Below are 18,252 nucleotides of genomic sequence, written 5' to 3'. Positions count from 1 at the left end.
CGCGCGGAGTCATGATGTCGAGGCATCGGGCAGCCGGCAAGCACTGCAAGCGGCAGCGCTGGACCTTGTCTGCGGCGATCGGTCCGCCATCGGCGGCTGCACGTATATTGGACAGGCGGCCAAAGGTGTCTACATGAGGCCTGTCGTGCCTGTGCGAGCAACGAATGGAGAGCGATCCGGTGTCTTCGAGCGAAGCGGCATTCCGTGCTGTGCGCCTTCCTGCCGATCATCCGCCCGTTGCGGCGGGGCGCATCGGCGTGCTGCTGCTTAACCTCGGCACGCCCGACGCCACCGATTACTGGTCGATGCGCCGCTATCTCAAGGAGTTCCTCTCCGACCGGCGTGTCATCGAGACCCCGCGCATCCTCTGGTGGCCTCTGCTCAACGGCATCATCCTGACGACGCGTCCCGGTCGCAAAGGCAAGGACTACGAGACGATCTGGAACAAGGAGCGCAACGAGTCGCCCCTGAAGACGATCACGCGCTCGCAGGCGGAGAAGCTCGCGCAGAAGCTCGCCGCCATGCCGGGCGGAAGTGACGGGCGCTTCGTCGTCGACTGGGCCATGCGCTACGGCCATCCAAGTATCAAGGAGCGCCTCGAGGCGCTGCAGCGCGAGGGCTGCGACCGCATCCTCCTGGTGCCGCTCTATCCGCAATATGCCGCCGCGACCACCGCCACGGCCTGCGACAAGGCCTTCGAGGCGCTGATGCAGATGCGCTGGCAGCCGACCATCCGTGTCTCGCCGCCCTATCACGACGATCCCGTCTATATCGGCGCAGTGGTCGAGAGCCTGACGGCGGAGCTTGCCAAGCTGACCTTCGAGCCCGAGGTCATCATCGCCTCCTTTCACGGCGTGCCCAAGGACTACCTCCTCAAGGGCGATCCCTACCACTGCCAGTGCCAGAAGACGGCGCGGCTGGTGCGTGAAGCGCTCGGCCTGCCGCCGGAGCGCTTCCTGCTCACCTTCCAGTCGCGCTTCGGCCGGGCCGAATGGCTGCAGCCATACACGGACATGACCGTCAAGGGCCTCGCCGAAAAGGGTGTTAAGCGCCTCGCCGTCGTCATGCCGGGTTTCTCGGCGGACTGCCTCGAGACGCTGGAGGAGATCGCCGGCGAGAACGCCGAAATCTTTCACGAACATGGCGGCGAGCACTTCGCCGCCATTCCCTGCCTCAACGATTCGCCGGAGGGCATGCGCGTCATCGAGCATATCGTGACGCGCGAGCTCCAGGGCTGGGTCTGATCGTCCGATCCGGTCCGCCCCCGCGACCGGAGGCCGGCTGCGGATGACGCCACCCTCTCGGCGATCGTTGCCGCTGCTTTCGTGCTCTCCGGCATGTGATATGTAGCTTCGTCGCCACCTGGGACGGGCCTGCGGCCGCGAGGCGCCATGCGGGGGCGGTTCAAGGGGGGATCATGTTCGGGTTCGATATCTTCGTCATCGTCCTCGTCGGCCTCGTCATCCTGACGATTGCGCTCGGGGTGCGCACGGTGCCACAGGGCTATGCCTATACGGTGGAGCGCTTCGGCCGCTACTCGCGCGCGCTCGGCCCCGGACTGGGGCTCATCGTGCCCTATGTCGAATCCATCGGGCACAAGGTGAACATGATGGAGCAGGTGCTCGACGTGCCGAGCCAGGAAGCCATCACCAAGGACAATGCCGGCGTCAAGATCGATGCCGTCGCCTTTTTTCAGGTGCTCGATGCCGCGCGCGCCTCCTACGAGGTGTCCGACCTGTCGCAGGCGCTCCTGACGCTGACGATGACCAATATCCGCACCGTCGTCGGCTCCATGGACCTCGATCAGCTCCTGTCGCACCGCGACGAGATCAACGAGAGGCTCCTGCGCGTCATGGATGCGGCCGCCTCGCCCTGGGGCGTCAAGGTGACCCGTATCGAGATCAAGGACATCCTGCCACCGGCCGACCTCGCCGATGCCATGGCGCGGCAGATGAAGGCCGAGCGCGAGAAGCGCGCCAGCATCCTGGAGGCCGAAGGCGAGCGCCAGGCGCAGATCCTGCGCGCCGAGGGTGAGAAGCAGGCGCAAATTCTCGCTGCCGAGGGCCGCAAGGAAGCTGCCTTCCGCGATGCCGAGGCGCGCGAACGGCTCGCCGAGGCCGAGGCCAAGGCAACATCGCTCGTTAGCGACGCCATCGCCCAGGGCGACCTCGCCGCAGCGAACTTCCTCGTCGCCGAAAAGTATGTCGACGCCCTCAAGGACCTTGCAGCGGCGCCCAATCAGAAGGTCGTGGTCGTGCCGATCGAGGCGGCGGGCGTCGTCGGCACGCTGGCCGGCCTCGGCGAGATCACCAAGACCGTATTCGGCGAGGGGGGGACCGGGACCGCGGCGGCGCGTCAGTTGCAGGCGGCGCGCCGCGGAAGCGTGCCGCCGAGCGGTGGGCCCGGCACCGCCGCCCCGGTCTGACGGGAGGCTCACGTGATCCGCGAGGCGATCATCGCCCTCGGCCCCTGGGCCTGGATCGTGCTGGGGCTGGTGCTCGTGGCGCTCGAACTGGCGGCGCCCGGAGTCTTTCTCATCTGGCTCGGCCTCGCCGCCATCGCGACTGGTCTGGTCGATGCCCTGTTCGACCTCTCGTGGCAGGCGAGCGCCATTGTCTTCGCGCTGCTCTCCGTCGCGAGCGTCGTTGTGGGGCGGTTCGTCACCCGGCGCCGCGACGAGGGATCGGCCGACCAGCCCTTCCTCAACCGGCGCGGCGCGGCGCTCGTCGGCCGCAGGTTCACGCTCGATGCCCCGATCACGGGCGGCGAGGGCCGCGTGCGGATCGACGATACCGTCTGGCGCGCCGTCGGGCCCGACTGCTCGGCGGGCACGCGGGTGATGGTCATGGGCCTCGACGGCGCCAATCTCGTCGTCGCGCCCGTTGAGGACGGCGACGCCTGAGGCGCCGCCGTCGCCCGCTCATTGCTGCAGGCAGATGCGGCCGTGGCGCGCCCGGCCGGCGAGTTGGCGGAAATCCCGGCCGGACATATGGACGATCGTCTCGTGATCACCCGCTTCGAAATAGATGTCCGGCAGGTCGGCCAGCATCTCGTCGACGATCATCGGCATGCCGTAGGCGGCGCCGAGCGGGGGAACCGCGCCGCGGGCACAATCCGGGAAGAGCCGCTCTATTTCAGCCTCGCGCGCGAGCTCGACATCCTCGTCGAGCATTTCGCTTACGGCGCGAAGGCTGAGGTGTCGCGACGCGGGCAGGACGGCCAGCATGTAGCCGGCCTTGTCCTTCAGCACGACCGCCTTGGCGATCATGTCGGCCGGCACGTCGCAGACTTTCGCCGTGCGCATCGAGGTGGCGGTTGGTTCGTGGCGCATGAGGTCATAGGCGACGCCGCTGCGCGACAGGTAATGTTCAAGGCGTGGTGCGGTGGACATGATGCGTTCTCCCTTCGCGGGCGGGCCTTTCGCCCCGCTCGGGATCGACGCGTCATCCGTCATGGCCTTTCCGGGCCCATAACGGTCCTGCTTCTCGCCGCGCCGCCCGACGGGCGGCCCCCCGGCTCCTGGCGGAGATCATATCGTCTGGTGCCGTGCGCGCAAAGCACGATCGGCGGGCGGGCGGAACGGGCCGGCCGCCTGTCAGGCGGCGCCGGCGCGCAGAAGATCGAGCACGTGGACGATGCCGACGGCGCGCCCGTTCTCGGCCACGACAAGGGCACCGACCTTCGTCCGCTCCACCACCTCCAGCGCCTCACCGAGCAGCGTGTCGGGCGTGACGGCCTTGGGCGTGGGGTTCATCACCTCCTCCACGCGCTGGGCAAGAAGCGAGGGGTTCATGTGCCTGCGCAGGTCGCCGTCGGTGACGATGCCGGCGAGCCGGCCGTCGTCCTCGCTCACCAGCACGCAGCCGAAGCCCTTGGCGCTCGTCTCGACGATCGCTTCGGCCATCGAGGTGCCGCGGCCGACAAGCGGCAGGCGCTCGCCGGTGTGCATGATGTCGCGCACGAACTTGAGCTGCGCACCGAGCTTGCCGCCCGGATGGTAGACGCGGAAGTCCTGCGCCGAGAAGCCACGGCTTTCGAGCAGTGCGATGGCGAGCGCATCGCCGAGGGCGAGTTGCATCGTCGTCGAGGTGGTGGGCGCCAGCCCGTTCGGGCAGGCTTCACTGGCCTTGGGCAGGGCGAGGCATATGTCGGCCTCGCGCCCGAGCGTCGACTGCGCGCTCGAGGTGAAGGCGATGAGCGGCACGCGGAAGCGCTTGGCATAGCCGATGATGTCCGACAGTTCCGTCGTCTCGCCGGACCAGGAGAGGGCGAGGATGGCATCGTCCGCCTGGATCATGCCGAGGTCGCCATGGCTGGCCTCGCCGGGGTGGACGTAATAGGCGGGCGTGCCCGTCGAGGCCATCGTGGCGGCGATCTTGCGCCCGATGTGGCCGGACTTGCCCATGCCGGTGACGATGACGCGGCCGCGCGCACCGGCGATGGTCGCGACCGCAGCCTCGAACGGGGCCGCAAGCTCGCCCTCGATGGCCTCGATCAGCGCCGCGAGCCCTGCCCGCTCGCTCGACAGCGTGCGCAGGGCCGAGGCCACGGCCGTCTCGCTTCTGCGCGGTGTCGTGCCGGTGTCGCGGGCTGCAAGGCTCATCATGGTCCTCATTCTGGCTTTCGTCCTGCCCTTTGCGCCGGGCGCCGGGCTTCTCGCGGCGGCTTCTTAGCACGGCGAGGGTCAGCAGGCGACGTCCGTGCGGAAGCTTACCGGGTGTTAACCATGCCGCTTTAGCCTCCGTTAACCACGCAGATCAACCGCCGGACAGAACCGTCGCGGCGGCTGAGCCGCATCGCCTTTGCAGGAAGCGACCACTTGCACCAGGGGCCCTCCATTCCTTCTCGCCGGTGCGGCGGTGCGCCGCTGGCAATGTGCCTCGTCGTGACTGCGAGCATGCTCGCGGGTCCGGCCGCGCACGGCCAGGAGGGTTTGTCGTTCCTGACGCTGCGCGGCACCGTGCAGCCCGACCGCGCCGGCAGCGGGCAGGTGTCGTTGCCGGGTATCCTCGAAACCACGGCCGCCGACGGTCCACCGGTTCCGCCCGCCTCGCCCGTCTATCGCCCCGTGCGGGGTCCCACGGCGCTTGAACAGAACCCGCTGCGTCGGTGGCAGCCGCCGGTCACGCGCCTGCCCGCGCCCCCCGCGCCCCAGCGACCGGGCGAGGCTGAGGAGGACGATCCTTGGGCGCCGCTAGGCCTGCGCCTCGGCACGCTGACGGTCTTTCCGTCCATCGAGATCGATAGTGGCTACGACAGCAACCCCCGGCGCGAGAGCGGGAACGTGAAGGGAGCGACCGCCGTCGTCACGCGCGGCGGGGTGGCCCTGCGGTCCGACTGGTCGCGCCATGAGTTCACGGGCCATCTGCGCGGCTCCTACTGGGCCTTCCCAACCCTCGAGAAGGCGGACCGGCCGGAGGCGGACGGGCGCCTCAACCTGCGCCTCGATGCCACGCGGGATACGACCATCAATGTCGAAGGACGGGCATCGCTGACGACGCAGCGGTCGGACAACCCCAACCTGCCGGGCGGTGTCGTCAACCAGCCGACGATCATCTCCTACGGTGCTTCGCTGGGCGGCGCGCACCGTTTCAACCGGCTGACGCTCGGCGCAACCGGCGTCGTCGAGCGCAACGTCTATGGCGACGCGGAGTTTGCGGACGGCGGCCGTCTCGACCAGAGCTACCGCAACTACAACGAATACGGATTGCGGCTCAGGGCGGGCTATGAGGTACACCCCGGCTTCGAGCCGTTCGTCGAGGGCCTGATCGACCGTCGGCAGTACGACGAGCGGATCAATGCCGGCGGGTTCGAGCGTTCGTCCAATGGCCTCGGGGCGCGCGTTGGCTCCACCTTCGAACTCACGCGGCTCGTTACCGGCGAGGCGGCAATCGGGCACCAGGTGCGCAAGTACGACGATCCGCGCCTCGCGGACCTGCGCGGGCCCATCGGTGAAGTATCGCTGATCTGGCGGCCGACGGCGCTGACCACCGTCCGGCTCACGGGAGCGGGCAGCCTCGGCGAGACGACGATCGCCGGATCGAACGGCGTCGTGAACCGCAGCGCGACGCTCGCCCTCGAACACGCCCTGCGCCGCAACCTCGTCTTCACGGCCTCGGTGACCCTCAGCGACAGCGACTACAAGGGCGTCGACCTCAACGAGAAGGGCTTTACCGGCCGTATCGGCATCGACTGGAAGCTGACGCGCTCGCTCGCCGTGCGCGCGGGCTTCACCCACGAGCGGCTCGACAGTTCCACACCGGGCGACGACTACACCGCCAACATCTTCCTCGTCGGATTGCGCCTACAGCGCTGAGCTTCGCTAGGCAGAGCCGGGGGCGCTGCCGACGGCGACCGTCGACTGCCTGCCATATCACGGGCTTCACGATCTGCCGCCGTCATGGTCAAGCCCGTTGACCGCCTGTTCGTTCGCACAGCGCGAAAGCGCGACCGAGAAGCGCCTGCCTCTCCACCATCATGGCCGGGCTTGTCCCGCCCATCCAGGCCATTCAACCCTGCGAGGGCGCCACGGCGTCATGCCCGCGACAAGCGCGGGCATGACGCCGGCACTGGGGAGGCTTCGCCTACTTCTTGGTCAGCAAGGCTTCCAGATCGCGGCGGTAGTCGGCGCCGAGCTCGGGGTTCGAAAGCGCATAGGCGGCGTTGGCGGCGAGGAAGCCGAGCTTGGAGCCGCAGTCGTAGATATCGCCGTCAAAGCGCGTGGCGAAGAACGGCTGCGACTTCGACAAGGTGATCATCGCGTCGGTCAGCTGGATCTCGCCGCCGGCGCCGCGCTCCTGCCTGGCCAGCAGGTCGAAGATCTCCGGCTGCAGGATGTAGCGCCCCGAGATGGCGAGGTTGGAGGGGGCGGTGCCCTTGGCCGGCTTCTCGATCATCTGCGTGATCGGATAGACCTTGCCGTTGCCGATCGGCTCGCCCACGCCCGTGATGCCGTACTGATGCGTCTGGTCGGCCGGCACCTCGTAGACGGCAATCATGTTGCCGCCGGTGGCGTGGGCCTCGTAGGCTTCGATCATCTCCGCGAGGCAGGGGCGCACGCCGAGGTGCAGCATGTCCGGCAGCAGCAGGGCGAAAGGCTCGTCGCCGACGATGTCGCGCGCGCACCATACGGCATGGCCGAGGCCGAGCGGCCCCTGCTGGCGGGTGAAGCTGGTCTGTCCGGGCCCTGGCAGGTCACGGCGCAACTGCTCGAGCTCCTTCGTCTTGCCACGTGCCTCGAGCGTACGCTCCAGTTCGAACTGGCTGTCGAAGTGGTCCTCGATGACGCCCTTGTTGCGGCCCGTCACGAAGACGCAATGTTCGATGCCGGCGGCACGTGCCTCGTCCACCACGTGCTGGATGACCGGCCTGTCGACGACCGTCAGCATCTCCTTCGGCATCGCCTTCGTGGCGGGCAGGAAGCGGGTGCCGAGGCCCGCGACGGGAAATACGGCCTTTCGGATAGGCTTCTTCATGGAACCCCAGGGGCTGGAGGGCACAACAAGAAACACGGCCCGGCGCCCTCTCTTGCCATGGCCGTGCCCGCACGAGATGCTCACCGATCTTGACCGGCGAACGTGTCAATCGCGTAAAGCGATTGACGAATGAACGCAGCCGGTCTGTCAATAGTTCCACGGAGCCGGAGTGCTGCGCCAGCGGGGCGGCCTGGCGCAGGAAAGGGATGAGGCATGAGCGTCCTGGTGACCGGCGGGGCCGGCTACATCGGCAGCCACATGGTTCTCGAATTGGTGAAGGCGGGAGAGCGTGTCGTCGTGCTGGACGATCTCTCGACCGGGTTTGCCCAGGCTGTGCCGCGCGAAGCCGTGCTGGTGCGCGGCGATGCGGGTGATCAGGCTCTTGTCTCATCGCTGATCGACGAATACGACGTCGACGCGATCGCGCATTTCGCGGCGAAGATCGTGGTGCCAGAATCGGTGGTCGATCCGCTCGGTTATTACCTCGCCAACACGGGCAAGACGCGCAGCCTCATCGAGGCGGGGGTGCGGGCCGGCGTGCGGCACGTCATCTTCTCCTCGACGGCGGCGGTTTATGGCGACGTCACCGCCAACCCTGTCTCCGAGGACATGGCTCCGGCGCCGGTCTCGCCCTATGGCCGATCCAAGCTCGTCAGCGAATGGATGCTGGCCGACGCCGCCGTGGCGCACGATCTTCGCCATGTCATCCTGCGCTATTTCAATGTTGCGGGCGCAGATCCCGAAGGCCGGATCGGGCAGTCCACCCCTCGGGCGACCCACCTCATCAAGGTGGCGTGCCAGACGGCTCTCGGCCAGCGCCCAGTGCTCGAGGTCTTCGGCACCGACTATCCGACGCCGGACGGGTCGTGCGTGCGCGACTTCATCCAGGTTTCGGACCTTGCCCGCGCTCACGTGGCGGCCTTGGCGCACCTCAGGGCGGGTGGCGGCTGCCTGACGCTCAACTGCGGCTACGGCAAGGGTTTTTCGGTGCTCGAAGTCGTGGCGGCGGTCAGGCGGGTGTCGGGAATCGACTTTCCGGTGAAGCTGTCTCCCCGCCGCGCCGGTGACCCGGCAGCCATTGTGGCGGATGCCTCGCGCATCCGCGCCCTTCTCGACTGGCAGCCCTGCTACGACGATCTCGACGTGATCGTCTCCCAAGCGCTTGCCTGGGAGAGGCGGCTTGCCCAGCAATCGGCGGCTTGAAGCTCGTCGTCAACGATTTTGCAACCATATCGCGCGAGCTAGTGGAGAGAGTGCAAGGCGTGGCGGCTTCGCCGCGGTTCGAAACGGGGATCCGACATGCGGCATGGCGGCACGGACGGTGGAACGAGCCTCGTGACAAGGAATGGGGACAGGTGGGCCCTGTTGGCCACGCTTGCCGTAAGCCTCGCGCTCGGCTCCTGCGCCTCGGCGGATGTGATGTCCGTCGGCAGCATCACGCCCTATGCGCCGACCGAGCAGCGGGTCGCTCCCGAGGCACCGCGAACCCCGGCCAAGTTCTCGCGCGGCGAGGGAACGCCATCCCCGTCCTTCCGCGCCTTCGTCTCCGCCCTTTGGCCGGATGCACAGGCCCGCGGCGTCTCGCGCTCCGTCTACGACGCGGCCTTCTCCGGCGTGACGCAGGACGAGAAGATCATCGCGCTCACGAAGAAGCAGGCCGAGTTCGTCAAGCCGGTGTGGGAATATCTTGCCTCGGCCGTGTCGCCGAACCGGCTCGAGCGCGGCACGCCGATGACGCGCCAGTGGGCCTCCGCCCTCGACACCATCGAGCGCACCTACGGCGTCGACCGGAAGGTCGTCATGGGTGTCTGGGGCATGGAAACGAATTTCGGCGGCTTCACTGGCTCGCATTATGTCGTGCGTGCGCTCGCCACCCTCGCCGAGGCGAAGTATCGCGGCGATTACTTTCGCAACGAACTGCTGACGGCGCTCGTCATCCTGCAGCAGGGGCACGTCAGCCCCGAGCGCATGGAGGGGTCATGGGCCGGCGCCATGGGGCAGACCCAGTTCATGCCGTCGAGCTTCATGCGCTACGCGGTCGATTTCACGGGCGACGGGCGCCGCGATATCTGGACCTCGGTGCCGGACGCGCTGGCCTCCACCGCCAACTATCTCAAGCAGCACGGCTGGCAGCCGGGCCTGCCGTGGGGTTTCGAGGTCAAGGTGCCTGCGGGCTTCCGCTACGGGCGGCAGACGATGTCCTTCGCAGCCTGGGCATCGCACGGCGTGCGCCGTGTCGACGGGCGGCCGCTATCCGGGGCCGGCGAGGCGCGCCTCTTCCTGCCCGCCGGGGCCAGCGGGCCGGTCTTCCTCGTGACGGCGAATTTCGACGTCATCAAGCGCTACAACAATTCCGACGCCTACGCTCTCGGCGTCGCCCATCTCGGCGACAGGCTCTATGGCGGCGCGCCGGTACAAGCGCCTTGGCCGACCGATCAGGTGCCGCTCGCCAAGCACGAGCGGGAGGAGGTGCAGCGGCACCTCGCGAGCCGCGGCTACGACATCGGCGAGATCGACGGGCGCATCGGTTCCCAGACACGCGACGCGATCTTCGCCTTCCAGGAGAGCCGAGGCCTCGTCGCCGACGGCCATGCCGACAACCGGCTGTTGGCGCAACTGCGCCAGACGCGATAGCATGAACCCGGCCCCGGCCGCGGCCGGGGCGGGAAACGGACGATGCCGGGACGCAGCCTCATCGTTGCCCTGCTCGTCGTGGCGGGATGCATCTTCGCCGCGGCGGTCGCGCACGCCCAGCAGGATCCGCTGACCCGCTTCCTCAACAGCATCTTTCAGCCGAAGCCCCCGCCGCAAGTGGAGCAGGCGCCGAGACGGTCCTCCCGGCCCGCCGACCCGCGCCCGCGCCAGACGGCGCCAAGAGCAGCGCCCGAGCAACGTGGGGTCGCCGAGCGCACACCCCGTGTCGAGGTGGACACCTATGTGGTCGTCATGGGCGATTCCCTCGCCGAACTGTTGACGGAAGGGCTCGCCGAAACGCTCGCCGAAGCCGCCGATGTCGCGATCTATTCGCGCGCCCGGGGCGATACGGGGCTCGTGCGCAGCGACTTCTACGACTGGTCCAAGGCGGTGCAGGAACTCGTCGCCAATCCCGCGCGCGTCTCGATCGGCGTAATGATGATCGGCGCCAACGACCGCCAGGGCTTTCGCACGCCGGCGGGGGAGGTGGAGCATGGCACGCCGGAATGGCGAACGCTCTACACGATGCGTGTCGACGAGATCATCCGCACCTTTGGCGAGAAGCGGATCCCGCTCGTCTGGGTGGGGCTGCCGCCGATGAAGGGTGAGCGGCTCTCGGCCGACATGCTGGCCCTTAACGCCATCTTCCGCGAGCGCGTGACGGCGGCCGGCGGCCAGTATGTCGATATCTGGGAGGCCTTCCTCGATGCGGACGGACGCTTCTCGGCCTTCGGGCCCGATGTGAGCGGCCAGAACGCGCGCTTGCGCACCAGTGACGGCGTGCACTTCACCAAGGCGGGCGCGCGCAAGGCGGCGCATTTCGCGGCGCTCGTGCTGCGCCGGCTGATCGATGCGCACGGCAGCGCGCAGCAGACCGTACTGCCTTTGCACGACGGCATGCCCGGCCTCGATAGCCGCGACCCCGTCGAGCGCATGATCGATGCGTCGATCCCGAGCCTGCCGGAGCCGAACGGTCTCATCTCTGTGTCGAGCAAGCCCGTGGCTGGGCCCATCCTGCCGCTCACCGCGCCGGATGCGGCCCCGGGCGGCGTCCTCGTCGCGGCGCCGGCGGGTGCGGCCCAGATGGACCAGCTTGCCGAGCGAGTGTTCATCCTCGGCGACGTGCCGCAGCCGAAACAGGGCAGGGTTGACGACTTTTCCTGGCCGCGGCAACCGTAAACGGTCCGGTCGACGGGAGAATCTCGCTCGCGATGCCGGCTATCCGGCCCCATGCGCCGCTTTCGCTCAGGCCGCATCCTGCGGGCCGAAGCCCGCAGCACCCGCGTGGGGTCTCAGCGCGGCAGGACGGACGAGCCCGTCAGGTATTCGTCGATGGCCCGGGCGGCCTGGCGACCTTCGCGGATCGCCCAGACGACAAGGGACTGGCCCCGGCGCATGTCGCCGGCGGCGAAGACCTTCTCGTTCGACGTGCGATAGTCGCGCTCGCTAGCCGCCACATTGCCGCGCTTGTCGAGCGCCACGCCCGCCTCGGCTACCATGCCCTCGAAGACCGGGCCGGCGAAGCCGATGGCGATGAAGACGAGATCGGCCTTCAAGACGAATTCGGTGCCGGCGATCGGCACCCGCTTCTCGTCCACGCGGGCGCAGCGCACGCCGGTGACACGGCCCTTCTTGCCTTCGAGGCCGAGCGTCGCGACCTGGAACTCGCGCTCCGCGCCCTCCGCCTGGCTCGAGGACGTGCGCATCTTCGTGGGCCAGTAAGGCCAGACGGTGAGCTTGTCCTCCATCTCAGGCGGCTTGGGGCGGATGTCGAGCTGAGTGACCGAGAGGGCGCCCTGGCGGAAGGAGGTGCCGACGCAGTCGGACGCCGTGTCGCCGCCGCCGATGACGACGACGTGCTTGCCCCCGGCGAGGATCGGCGCGTCGTCGAGGAAATTTTCACGGCCGTTGCGGCGGTTCTGCTGCACGAGGAACGGCATGGCGTAGTGCACACCCTCGAGCTCCATACCGGGCAGCTGGGGATCGCGCGGGCGCTCGGCGCCGCCGCACATCAGCACGGCGTCGTAGGCCTTCACCAATTCCTCGAACGGCTTGTCGACGCCGATGTTGACGCCGTAGTGGAAGACGACGCCTTCCGCCTCCATCTGCGCCACGCGCCGGTCGATGTGGTGCTTCTCCATCTTGAAGTCCGGGATGCCGTAGCGCAGCAGGCCGCCGGCACGTGGTTCGCGCTCGTAGACATGCACCTCGTGGCCGACACGGGCAAGCTGCTGCGCGGCGGCGAGGCCGGCAGGGCCAGAGCCGACGACGGCGACGGACTTGCCGGTGAGACGCGCCGGCGGTTCGGGGCGGATCCAGCCCATCTCCCAGGCCTTGTCGGCGATCGCCTGTTCGATGGTCTTGATGGTGACGGGCACGTTCTCGAGGTTGAGGGTGCACGCCTCCTCGCAGGGCGCAGGGCAGATGCGGCCGGTGAATTCGGGGAAATTGTTGGTTGAGTGGAGGTTGCGCGAGGCCTCCTCCCAGTCGTCGTTGTAAACGAGGTCATTCCAGTCCGGGATCTGGTTGTGGACGGGGCAGCCCGTCGGCCCGTGGCAGAAGGGTATGCCGCAGTCCATGCAGCGGGCGGCCTGCTTCTGCAGGTCCTTGTCGTCCAGCGGCAGCGTGAATTCGCGGAAATGCCGTACGCGGTCGCCGGCGAGCTGGTACTTCTGCTCCTGCCGGTCGTATTCGAGAAAGCCGGTTACCTTGCCCATCGTCTCGTCATCCAGTCGTTGCGCCGCCGACCCACCTCCCCCTGGCGGAGGGAGGTCGGCCGCGTAGCGGCCGGGAGGGGGTTCCTGCCCGGACCGCGGCCTCCCCACCCCGGCGCCACCGGCGCCGACCCGTCCCCCGAAGGAGAGGGTGGACCGCGGTCCCATATCCTTATTCCGCCGCCTGCAGCGTGCGCAGACGCTCCATCTCACGCAGCGCGCGCCGGTACTCGACCGGCATCACCTTGACGAATTTGGTGCGGTAACCCGCCCAGTCGTCGAGGATGGCCCTGGCGCGGGTCGAGCCCGTGTAGCGCAGGTGGTTGGCGATGAGCTGCATCAGCCGCTCCTCGTCGTGGCCCGACATGTCGGCGAGCACGTCGATGCGGCCCTTGTGCTCGAGGTCGCCGCCGTGGTGGTGCAGGCGCTCCATGAGCTCCTCCTCCTCCTCGACGGGTTCGAGATCGACCATGGACAGGTTGCAACGCTTGGTGAAGGTTCCGTCCTCGTCGAGCACATAGGCGATGCCGCCGGACATGCCGGCTGCAAAGTTGCGGCCTGTCGGGCCGATGACGACGACGACACCGCCGGTCATGTATTCGCAACCGTGGTCGCCCGTGCCCTCGACGACAGCGATGGCGCCAGAGTTGCGCACCGCGAAGCGCTCGCCGGCGACGCCGCGGAAATAGCATTCGCCGGAGATGGCCCCGTAGAGCACCGTGTTGCCGACGATGATCGAGCGCTCCGGCACCGCCTTCATTTCCGCCGGCGGCTGGACGATGATCTTGCCGCCGGAGAGGCCCTTGCCGACATAGTCGTTGGCCTCACCCGTCAGGTGCAACGTGACGCCGGCGGCGAGGAAGGCGCCGAAGCTCTGGCCGGCCGTGCCCTTGAGGTTCACCGTGATGGTGTCCTCGGGCAGGCCCTCGTGGCCGTGCAGTTTGGCGATCTCGCCCGACAGCATGGCGCCCGTCGCGCGGTCGACGTTGCGGATCGTCTCCTCGATGACGATCGGCGTGCCCTCGTCGATGGCGCCGCGCGCCTGCGCGATGAGCCTGAGGTCGAGCACGTCGTCGATCGGATGCTTCTGGCGCTCGCTGTGGAAGACGGCGACGTCGGGGCCGACCTCGGGCCGGTGGAACAGGCGCGTGAAGTCAAGACCCTTGGCCTTCCAGTGGTCGATGGCCTCCTTCTTGTCGAGGAGGTCGGTGCGGCCGATCATCTCCTCGAGCCTGCGGAAGCCCATCTCGGCCATCAGTTCGCGCACTTCCTCGGCGACGAAGAAGACGTAGTTGACGACATGTTCCGGCAGACCCTTGAAGCGCTTGCGCAGCACCGGGTCCTGCGTCGCCACCCCGACGGGGCAGGTGTTGAGGTGGCACTTCCTCATCATGATGCAGCCGGCGGCGATGAGCGGCGCCGTCGAGAAGCCGAACTCGTCGGCCCCGAGCAGCGCGCCGATGACGACGTCGCGACCCGTGCGCAGGCCGCCGTCGACCTGCAGGCGTACCCGGCCGCGCAGGCGGTTGAGCACCAGCGTCTGCTGCGTTTCGGCGAGGCCCATCTCCCACGGGCTGCCGGCGTGCTTGATGGACGTCAGTGGCGAGGCCCCCGTGCCACCCTCGAAGCCCGAAATGGTGATGTGATCGGCCCGCGCCTTGGCGACGCCGGCGGCGACCGTGCCGACGCCGACCTCGGAGACGAGCTTGACCGAGACGTCGGCCGCGGGGTTGACGTTCTTCAGGTCGAAGATGAGCTGGGCGAGATCCTCGATCGAGTAGATGTCGTGGTGCGGCGGCGGCGAGATGAGGCCGACGCCCGGCGTCGAATGGCGCAGCCGGGAAATGACGGCATCGACCTTGTGGCCGGGCAACTGGCCACCCTCGCCGGGCTTGGCGCCCTGGGCCACCTTGATCTGCATCATGTCCGAATTGACGAGATATTCGGTGGTGACGCCGAAGCGCCCCGATGCGATCTGCTTGATGGCTGAGCGCTTGGAGCGCCCGTCCGGCAACGGCCGGAAACGTGCGGCATCCTCGCCGCCCTCGCCGGTGTTGGACTTGGCGCCGATGGCGTTCATCGCCAAGGCCAGGGTCTCGTGCGCCTCCTTGGAGATGGCGCCGAGCGACATGGCGCCCGTCGAGAAGCGCCTGACGATCTCAGCCGCGGGCTCCACCTCCTCGAGCGGCACCGGCTGAGCGCCGCGCTCGGCGGCCGTCCGGATGCGGAAGAGGCCGCGCACGGTGCTGAAGCGGTTCTCCTGCTCGTTCACGAGACGGGCGAACTCGCGATAGCGGTCCTGCGCGTTGAGGCGCACCGCGTGCTGCAGCGTCGCCACCGTGTCCGGGTTCCAGACGTGGTCCTCGCCGCGCAGGCGGTAGGCGTAATCACCGCCGACCTCGAGGGAATTGCGCAGCACAGGAACGTCGCCGAAGGCATCGCGGTGGCGGCGCACCGTCTCCTCGGCGATCTCGGCAAGGCCAATGCCCTCGATGGTGGTGGCCGTGCCGAAGAAGAACTTCGCGACGAAGTCGCTTCTGAGGCCGACTGCATCGAAGATCTGCGCGCCGCAATAGGACTGATAGGTGGAGATGCCCATCTTCGACATGACCTTGAGGAGGCCCTTATCGATGGACTTGATGTAGCGCTTGATGATTTCGTGGTCATCGACCTCCTCTGGGAAGTCGAGCGCCTCGTGCATCGCGGCCAGCGTATCGAAAGCCAGATAGGGGTTGATCGCTTCGGCGCCATAGCCGGCGAGCAGGGCGAAATGGTGCACCTCGCGCGGTTCGCCAGATTCGAGGACGAGGCCGACCGAGGTCCTCAGCCCCTTGCGGATGAGGTGGTGGTGCACCGCTGCCGTCGCGAGCAGCGCGGGGATGGCGATACGGTCCGGTCCCAGCATCCGGTCGGAGAGAATGATGATGTTGTAGCGGCCGTGCACGGCCGCCTCCGCGCGCTCGCACAGGCGTTCGAGGGCGCCGGGCATGCCTTCCGCCCCCTGGCCGGCTGGATAGGTGATGTCCAGCGTCTTGGTGTCGAACTGGTCTTCGCTGTGGCCGATGCAGCGGATCTTCTCCAGATCCTCGTTCGTCAGGATCGGCTGGCGCACCTCGAGGCGCTTACGGCGCGAGGTGCCCTCGAGGTCGAGAATGTTCGGGCGCGGCCCGATGAAGGAGACGAGGCTCATGACGAGTTCCTCGCGGATCGGGTCGATCGGCGGGTTCGTCACCTGGGCGAAGTTCTGCTTGAAATAGGTGTAGAGCAGCTTCGGCTTGTCCGACAGGGCCGAGATCGGCGTGTCGGTGCCCATCGAGCCGACGGCCTCCTGGCCGGTGACGGCCATGGGCTGCATGAGGAGCTTGAGGTCCTCCTGGGTGTAGCCGTAGGCCTGCTGGCGGTCGAGCAGACTCACGTCCGTGCGCGATTCACGCGCCTGGACCGGTGGCAACTCCTCCAGCACGATTTGCGTGCGCTTCAACCACTCCTTGTAGGGATGGCGGCGGCTCAACTCGCTCTTGATCTCCTCGTCGGAGACGATGCGGCCCTCTTCGAGGTCGATGAGCAGCATCTTGCCCGGCTGCAGGCGCCACTTCTCGACGATCTTCTCCTCGGGGATGGGCAGCACGCCCATCTCGGAGGCGCCGACGACGAGGCCGTCCTCGGTGACGAGGTAGCGCGCGGGGCGCAGGCCGTTGCGGTCGAGCGTCGCGCCGATCTGACGCCCGTCGGTGAAGACGATGGCAGCCGGGCCGTCCCACGGCTCCATAAGCGCGGCATGGTACTCGTAGAAGGCCCGCCGCTCCTCGTCCATGAGCGGGTTGCCGGCCCAGGCCTCGGGCACCAGCATCATCATGGCGTGGGCGAGCGAATAGCCGCCCTGAGTAAGGAACTCGAGCGCGTTGTCGAAACAGGCCGTGTCCGACTGGCCCTCGTAGGAGATGGGCCAGAGCTTGGAGATGTCGTTGCCGAAGATCTCGGAATCGACCGAGGCCTGCCGTGCGGCCATCCAGTTGACGTTGCCGCGCAGGGTGTTGATCTCGCCGTTGTGCGCCACCATGCGGTAGGGGTGGGCCAGCGACCAGGTGGGGAAGGTGTTGGTCGCGAAGCGCTGGTGCACGAGGGCGAGCGCGCTCTCGAAGCGCGGGTCGCGCAGATCGGCGTAATAGTCGCCGAGCTGGTCGGCGAGCAGCATGCCCTTGTAGACGAGCGTGCGTGTCGACAGGCTCACCGGGTAGTAGCCGGCCGTGCGCGGGTCGTTGAGGTCGTAGATCGCGTTGGAGACGACCTTGCGCAGGATGAAGAGGTGCCGCTCGAAGTCGTCCTGTGTCGTCGCGCCCTCACCGCGGCCGATGAAGACCTGCACGTGCCGCGGCTCGGTGGGCTTCACGCTCTCGCCGAGCACGGAGGGGTCGACCGGCACGTCGCGCCAGCCAAGGAGCACCTGGCCCTCCTCGGCAGTGACGCGCTCCAGGGTCGCCTTGACGATGGCGAAGCCTTCCGCGTCGCGCGGCATGAAGAGATGGCCCACGGCGTATTCGCCGGCCGGTGGCAAGGCGATGCCGAGCTTCTCGCATTCCTCGCGCAGGAAACGGTCCGGCACCTGCACCAGCATGCCGCAGCCGTCGCCCGCCCGGGGGTCGGCACCGACAGCCCCGCGGTGATCGAGATTCCTCAGAATGGCAAGGCCGTTGGCGACGATGTCGTGGCTCTTCTCATTCTTCATGTGGGCGATGAAGCCGACGCCGCAGGCATCGCGTTCGCGCGCCGGGTCGTAGAGGCCCTGTGCGGGCGGCAGACCGGGGTCCGCAGCGCGCGTTTTCTGAAGCAGCGCCGGGTTGGAGACCAGCTTTTGCTCGTTCGTCGCGCTCATGTTCTGCCCCATCGTTGCCGCCGCGGCGGCCTTGTCCACGTCGTTCGTCTCTCGCGGGGGTCGCCGGTCCGTGCCGGCAGCCTGTCGCTGCCCGCCCGTACGCACCCTCTTGTTGGTCTTGGAGGTCCGGTCGCGCTGTTTCCGTTGCGCCCGCACCTCGCGGGCGTCTCGCGGCGTAAAGCCGGGGCGCGCCCGCTAAGCCCGCGTCGTGCGGGCGGCAGGTTTCGTATCGCGTTTGGCGGCCGTCGGACGTGCCATAACCAAGACCTGCCTTGTCTTGCTCGCGGAAGGCCCGACCGGATGCCGGGCTCGGATAATCATCGGAATGGGACAGCAAGGCTGTCCTAAACCGGGCGGACCTTGCCAGATTTTTTCTAAGGTGACAAGCGGGTATTTGCGAGTCGTTTGATCGAAACTTATACGGGACGCCCAACCTGGATTGCGATCGTGACGAACGAGATGAAGTCAGCGTAATTTAATTGCGCATCCATGGCCG

12 protein-coding genes are annotated in these 18,252 nt (G+C 67.8%); 7 read left to right on the top strand and 5 right to left on the bottom strand.

Annotated features, from left to right (window positions below; all coding sequences use genetic code 11):
- The first annotated feature begins 164 nt into the window (after positions 1-164).
- The 3 genes from hemH to ASC46_RS02595 all read left to right on the top strand — a co-directional run bounded on the left by hemH (position 165) and on the right by ASC46_RS02595 (position 2,902).
- On the top strand, positions 165-1,244 hold the full coding sequence (gene hemH, locus ASC46_RS02605; protein WP_055457707.1) for a ferrochelatase: 1,080 nt from the start codon (positions 165-167) through the stop codon (positions 1,242-1,244).
- 173 nt (positions 1,245-1,417) lie between these two features.
- The gene (locus tag ASC46_RS02600) at positions 1,418-2,425 is read left to right on the top strand and encodes an SPFH domain-containing protein (protein ID WP_055457706.1); all 1,008 of its coding nucleotides are present in this window, start codon (positions 1,418-1,420) and stop codon (positions 2,423-2,425) included.
- Between the two features lie 12 nt (positions 2,426-2,437).
- Positions 2,438-2,902, top strand: a complete 465-nt coding sequence (locus tag ASC46_RS02595) for an NfeD family protein (protein ID WP_425349082.1) — start codon at positions 2,438-2,440, stop codon at positions 2,900-2,902.
- An 18-nt stretch (positions 2,903-2,920) separates the two neighbouring features.
- Here ASC46_RS02595 and ASC46_RS02590 read toward each other — a convergent pair whose 3' ends face one another.
- Both ASC46_RS02590 and ASC46_RS02585 read right to left on the bottom strand, forming a co-directional pair.
- Positions 2,921-3,391: an aminoacyl-tRNA deacylase gene (locus ASC46_RS02590; protein ID WP_055457922.1), complete on the bottom strand. Its 471-nt coding sequence runs from the start codon at positions 3,389-3,391 to the stop codon at positions 2,921-2,923.
- 204 nt (positions 3,392-3,595) lie between these two features.
- Positions 3,596-4,606 (bottom strand): KpsF/GutQ family sugar-phosphate isomerase, encoded by a 1,011-nt coding sequence (locus ASC46_RS02585; protein WP_096335175.1) that lies wholly within the window; start codon positions 4,604-4,606, stop codon positions 3,596-3,598.
- Positions 4,607-4,897: 291 nt separating this feature from the next.
- On the opposite strand from ASC46_RS02585, the gene ASC46_RS02580 reads away from it, so the two are divergent.
- Positions 4,898-6,316, top strand: a complete 1,419-nt coding sequence (locus ASC46_RS02580; protein ID WP_157672311.1) for an outer membrane beta-barrel protein — start codon at positions 4,898-4,900, stop codon at positions 6,314-6,316.
- A 268-nt stretch (positions 6,317-6,584) separates the two neighbouring features.
- Here ASC46_RS02580 and ASC46_RS02575 read toward each other — a convergent pair whose 3' ends face one another.
- A complete protein-coding gene (locus ASC46_RS02575) occupies positions 6,585-7,475 on the bottom strand; it encodes a UTP--glucose-1-phosphate uridylyltransferase (RefSeq protein WP_055457704.1) in 891 nt (296 codons plus the stop codon).
- A 213-nt stretch (positions 7,476-7,688) separates the two neighbouring features.
- Here ASC46_RS02575 and galE point away from each other — a divergent pair, with 213 nt between their 5' ends.
- The 3 genes from galE to ASC46_RS02560 all read left to right on the top strand — a co-directional run bounded on the left by galE (position 7,689) and on the right by ASC46_RS02560 (position 11,348).
- Positions 7,689-8,678 carry a UDP-glucose 4-epimerase GalE gene (gene galE, locus ASC46_RS02570; protein ID WP_055457703.1) on the top strand — a complete coding sequence of 330 codons (990 nt, stop codon included), beginning with the start codon at positions 7,689-7,691 and terminating at the stop codon, positions 8,676-8,678.
- 162 nt (positions 8,679-8,840) lie between these two features.
- The gene (locus ASC46_RS02565) at positions 8,841-10,109 is read left to right on the top strand and encodes a lytic murein transglycosylase (RefSeq protein ID WP_245280444.1); all 1,269 of its coding nucleotides are present in this window, start codon (positions 8,841-8,843) and stop codon (positions 10,107-10,109) included.
- A 42-nt stretch (positions 10,110-10,151) separates the two neighbouring features.
- Positions 10,152-11,348 (top strand): SGNH/GDSL hydrolase family protein, encoded by a 1,197-nt coding sequence (locus ASC46_RS02560; protein ID WP_055457701.1) that lies wholly within the window; start codon positions 10,152-10,154, stop codon positions 11,346-11,348.
- Between the two features lie 113 nt (positions 11,349-11,461).
- Here ASC46_RS02560 and ASC46_RS02555 read toward each other — a convergent pair whose 3' ends face one another.
- Together ASC46_RS02555 and gltB are read right to left on the bottom strand one after the other, a co-directional pair.
- Positions 11,462-12,886: a glutamate synthase subunit beta gene (locus ASC46_RS02555; RefSeq protein WP_055457700.1), complete on the bottom strand. Its 1,425-nt coding sequence runs from the start codon at positions 12,884-12,886 to the stop codon at positions 11,462-11,464.
- 169 nt (positions 12,887-13,055) lie between these two features.
- Entirely contained in the window at positions 13,056-17,768 is a 4,713-nt protein-coding gene (gltB, locus tag ASC46_RS02550; protein WP_096335174.1) for a glutamate synthase large subunit, read from the bottom strand.
- Positions 17,769-18,252 lie beyond the last annotated feature (484 nt).

Source organism: Chelatococcus sambhunathii (genome assembly GCF_001418005.1).
Taxonomy (GTDB): Bacteria; Pseudomonadota; Alphaproteobacteria; order Rhizobiales; family Beijerinckiaceae; genus Chelatococcus_A; species Chelatococcus_A sambhunathii.
The sequence above is the reverse complement of the archived record's forward strand: the minus strand, read 5'-3'. Positions and strand labels throughout refer to the sequence as shown.

Coding starts and splice junctions, on each gene's coding strand:
- hemH (WP_055457707.1), top strand. CDS start 165: ATGGAGAGCGATCCGGTGTCTTCGAGCGAAGCGGCATTCCGTGCTGTG.
- ASC46_RS02600 (WP_055457706.1), top strand. CDS start 1,418: ATGTTCGGGTTCGATATCTTCGTCATCGTCCTCGTCGGCCTCGTCATC.
- ASC46_RS02590 (WP_055457922.1), bottom strand. CDS start 3,391: ATGTCCACCGCACCACGCCTTGAACATTACCTGTCGCGCAGCGGCGTC.
- ASC46_RS02585 (WP_096335175.1), bottom strand. CDS start 4,606: ATGATGAGCCTTGCAGCCCGCGACACCGGCACGACACCGCGCAGAAGC.
- ASC46_RS02580 (WP_157672311.1), top strand. CDS start 4,898: ATGCTCGCGGGTCCGGCCGCGCACGGCCAGGAGGGTTTGTCGTTCCTG.
- ASC46_RS02575 (WP_055457704.1), bottom strand. CDS start 7,475: ATGAAGAAGCCTATCCGAAAGGCCGTATTTCCCGTCGCGGGCCTCGGC.
- galE (WP_055457703.1), top strand. CDS start 7,689: ATGAGCGTCCTGGTGACCGGCGGGGCCGGCTACATCGGCAGCCACATG.
- ASC46_RS02560 (WP_055457701.1), top strand. CDS start 10,152: ATGCCGGGACGCAGCCTCATCGTTGCCCTGCTCGTCGTGGCGGGATGC.
- ASC46_RS02555 (WP_055457700.1), bottom strand. CDS start 12,886: ATGGGCAAGGTAACCGGCTTTCTCGAATACGACCGGCAGGAGCAGAAG.
- gltB (WP_096335174.1), bottom strand. CDS start 17,768: ATGGGGCAGAACATGAGCGCGACGAACGAGCAAAAGCTGGTCTCCAAC.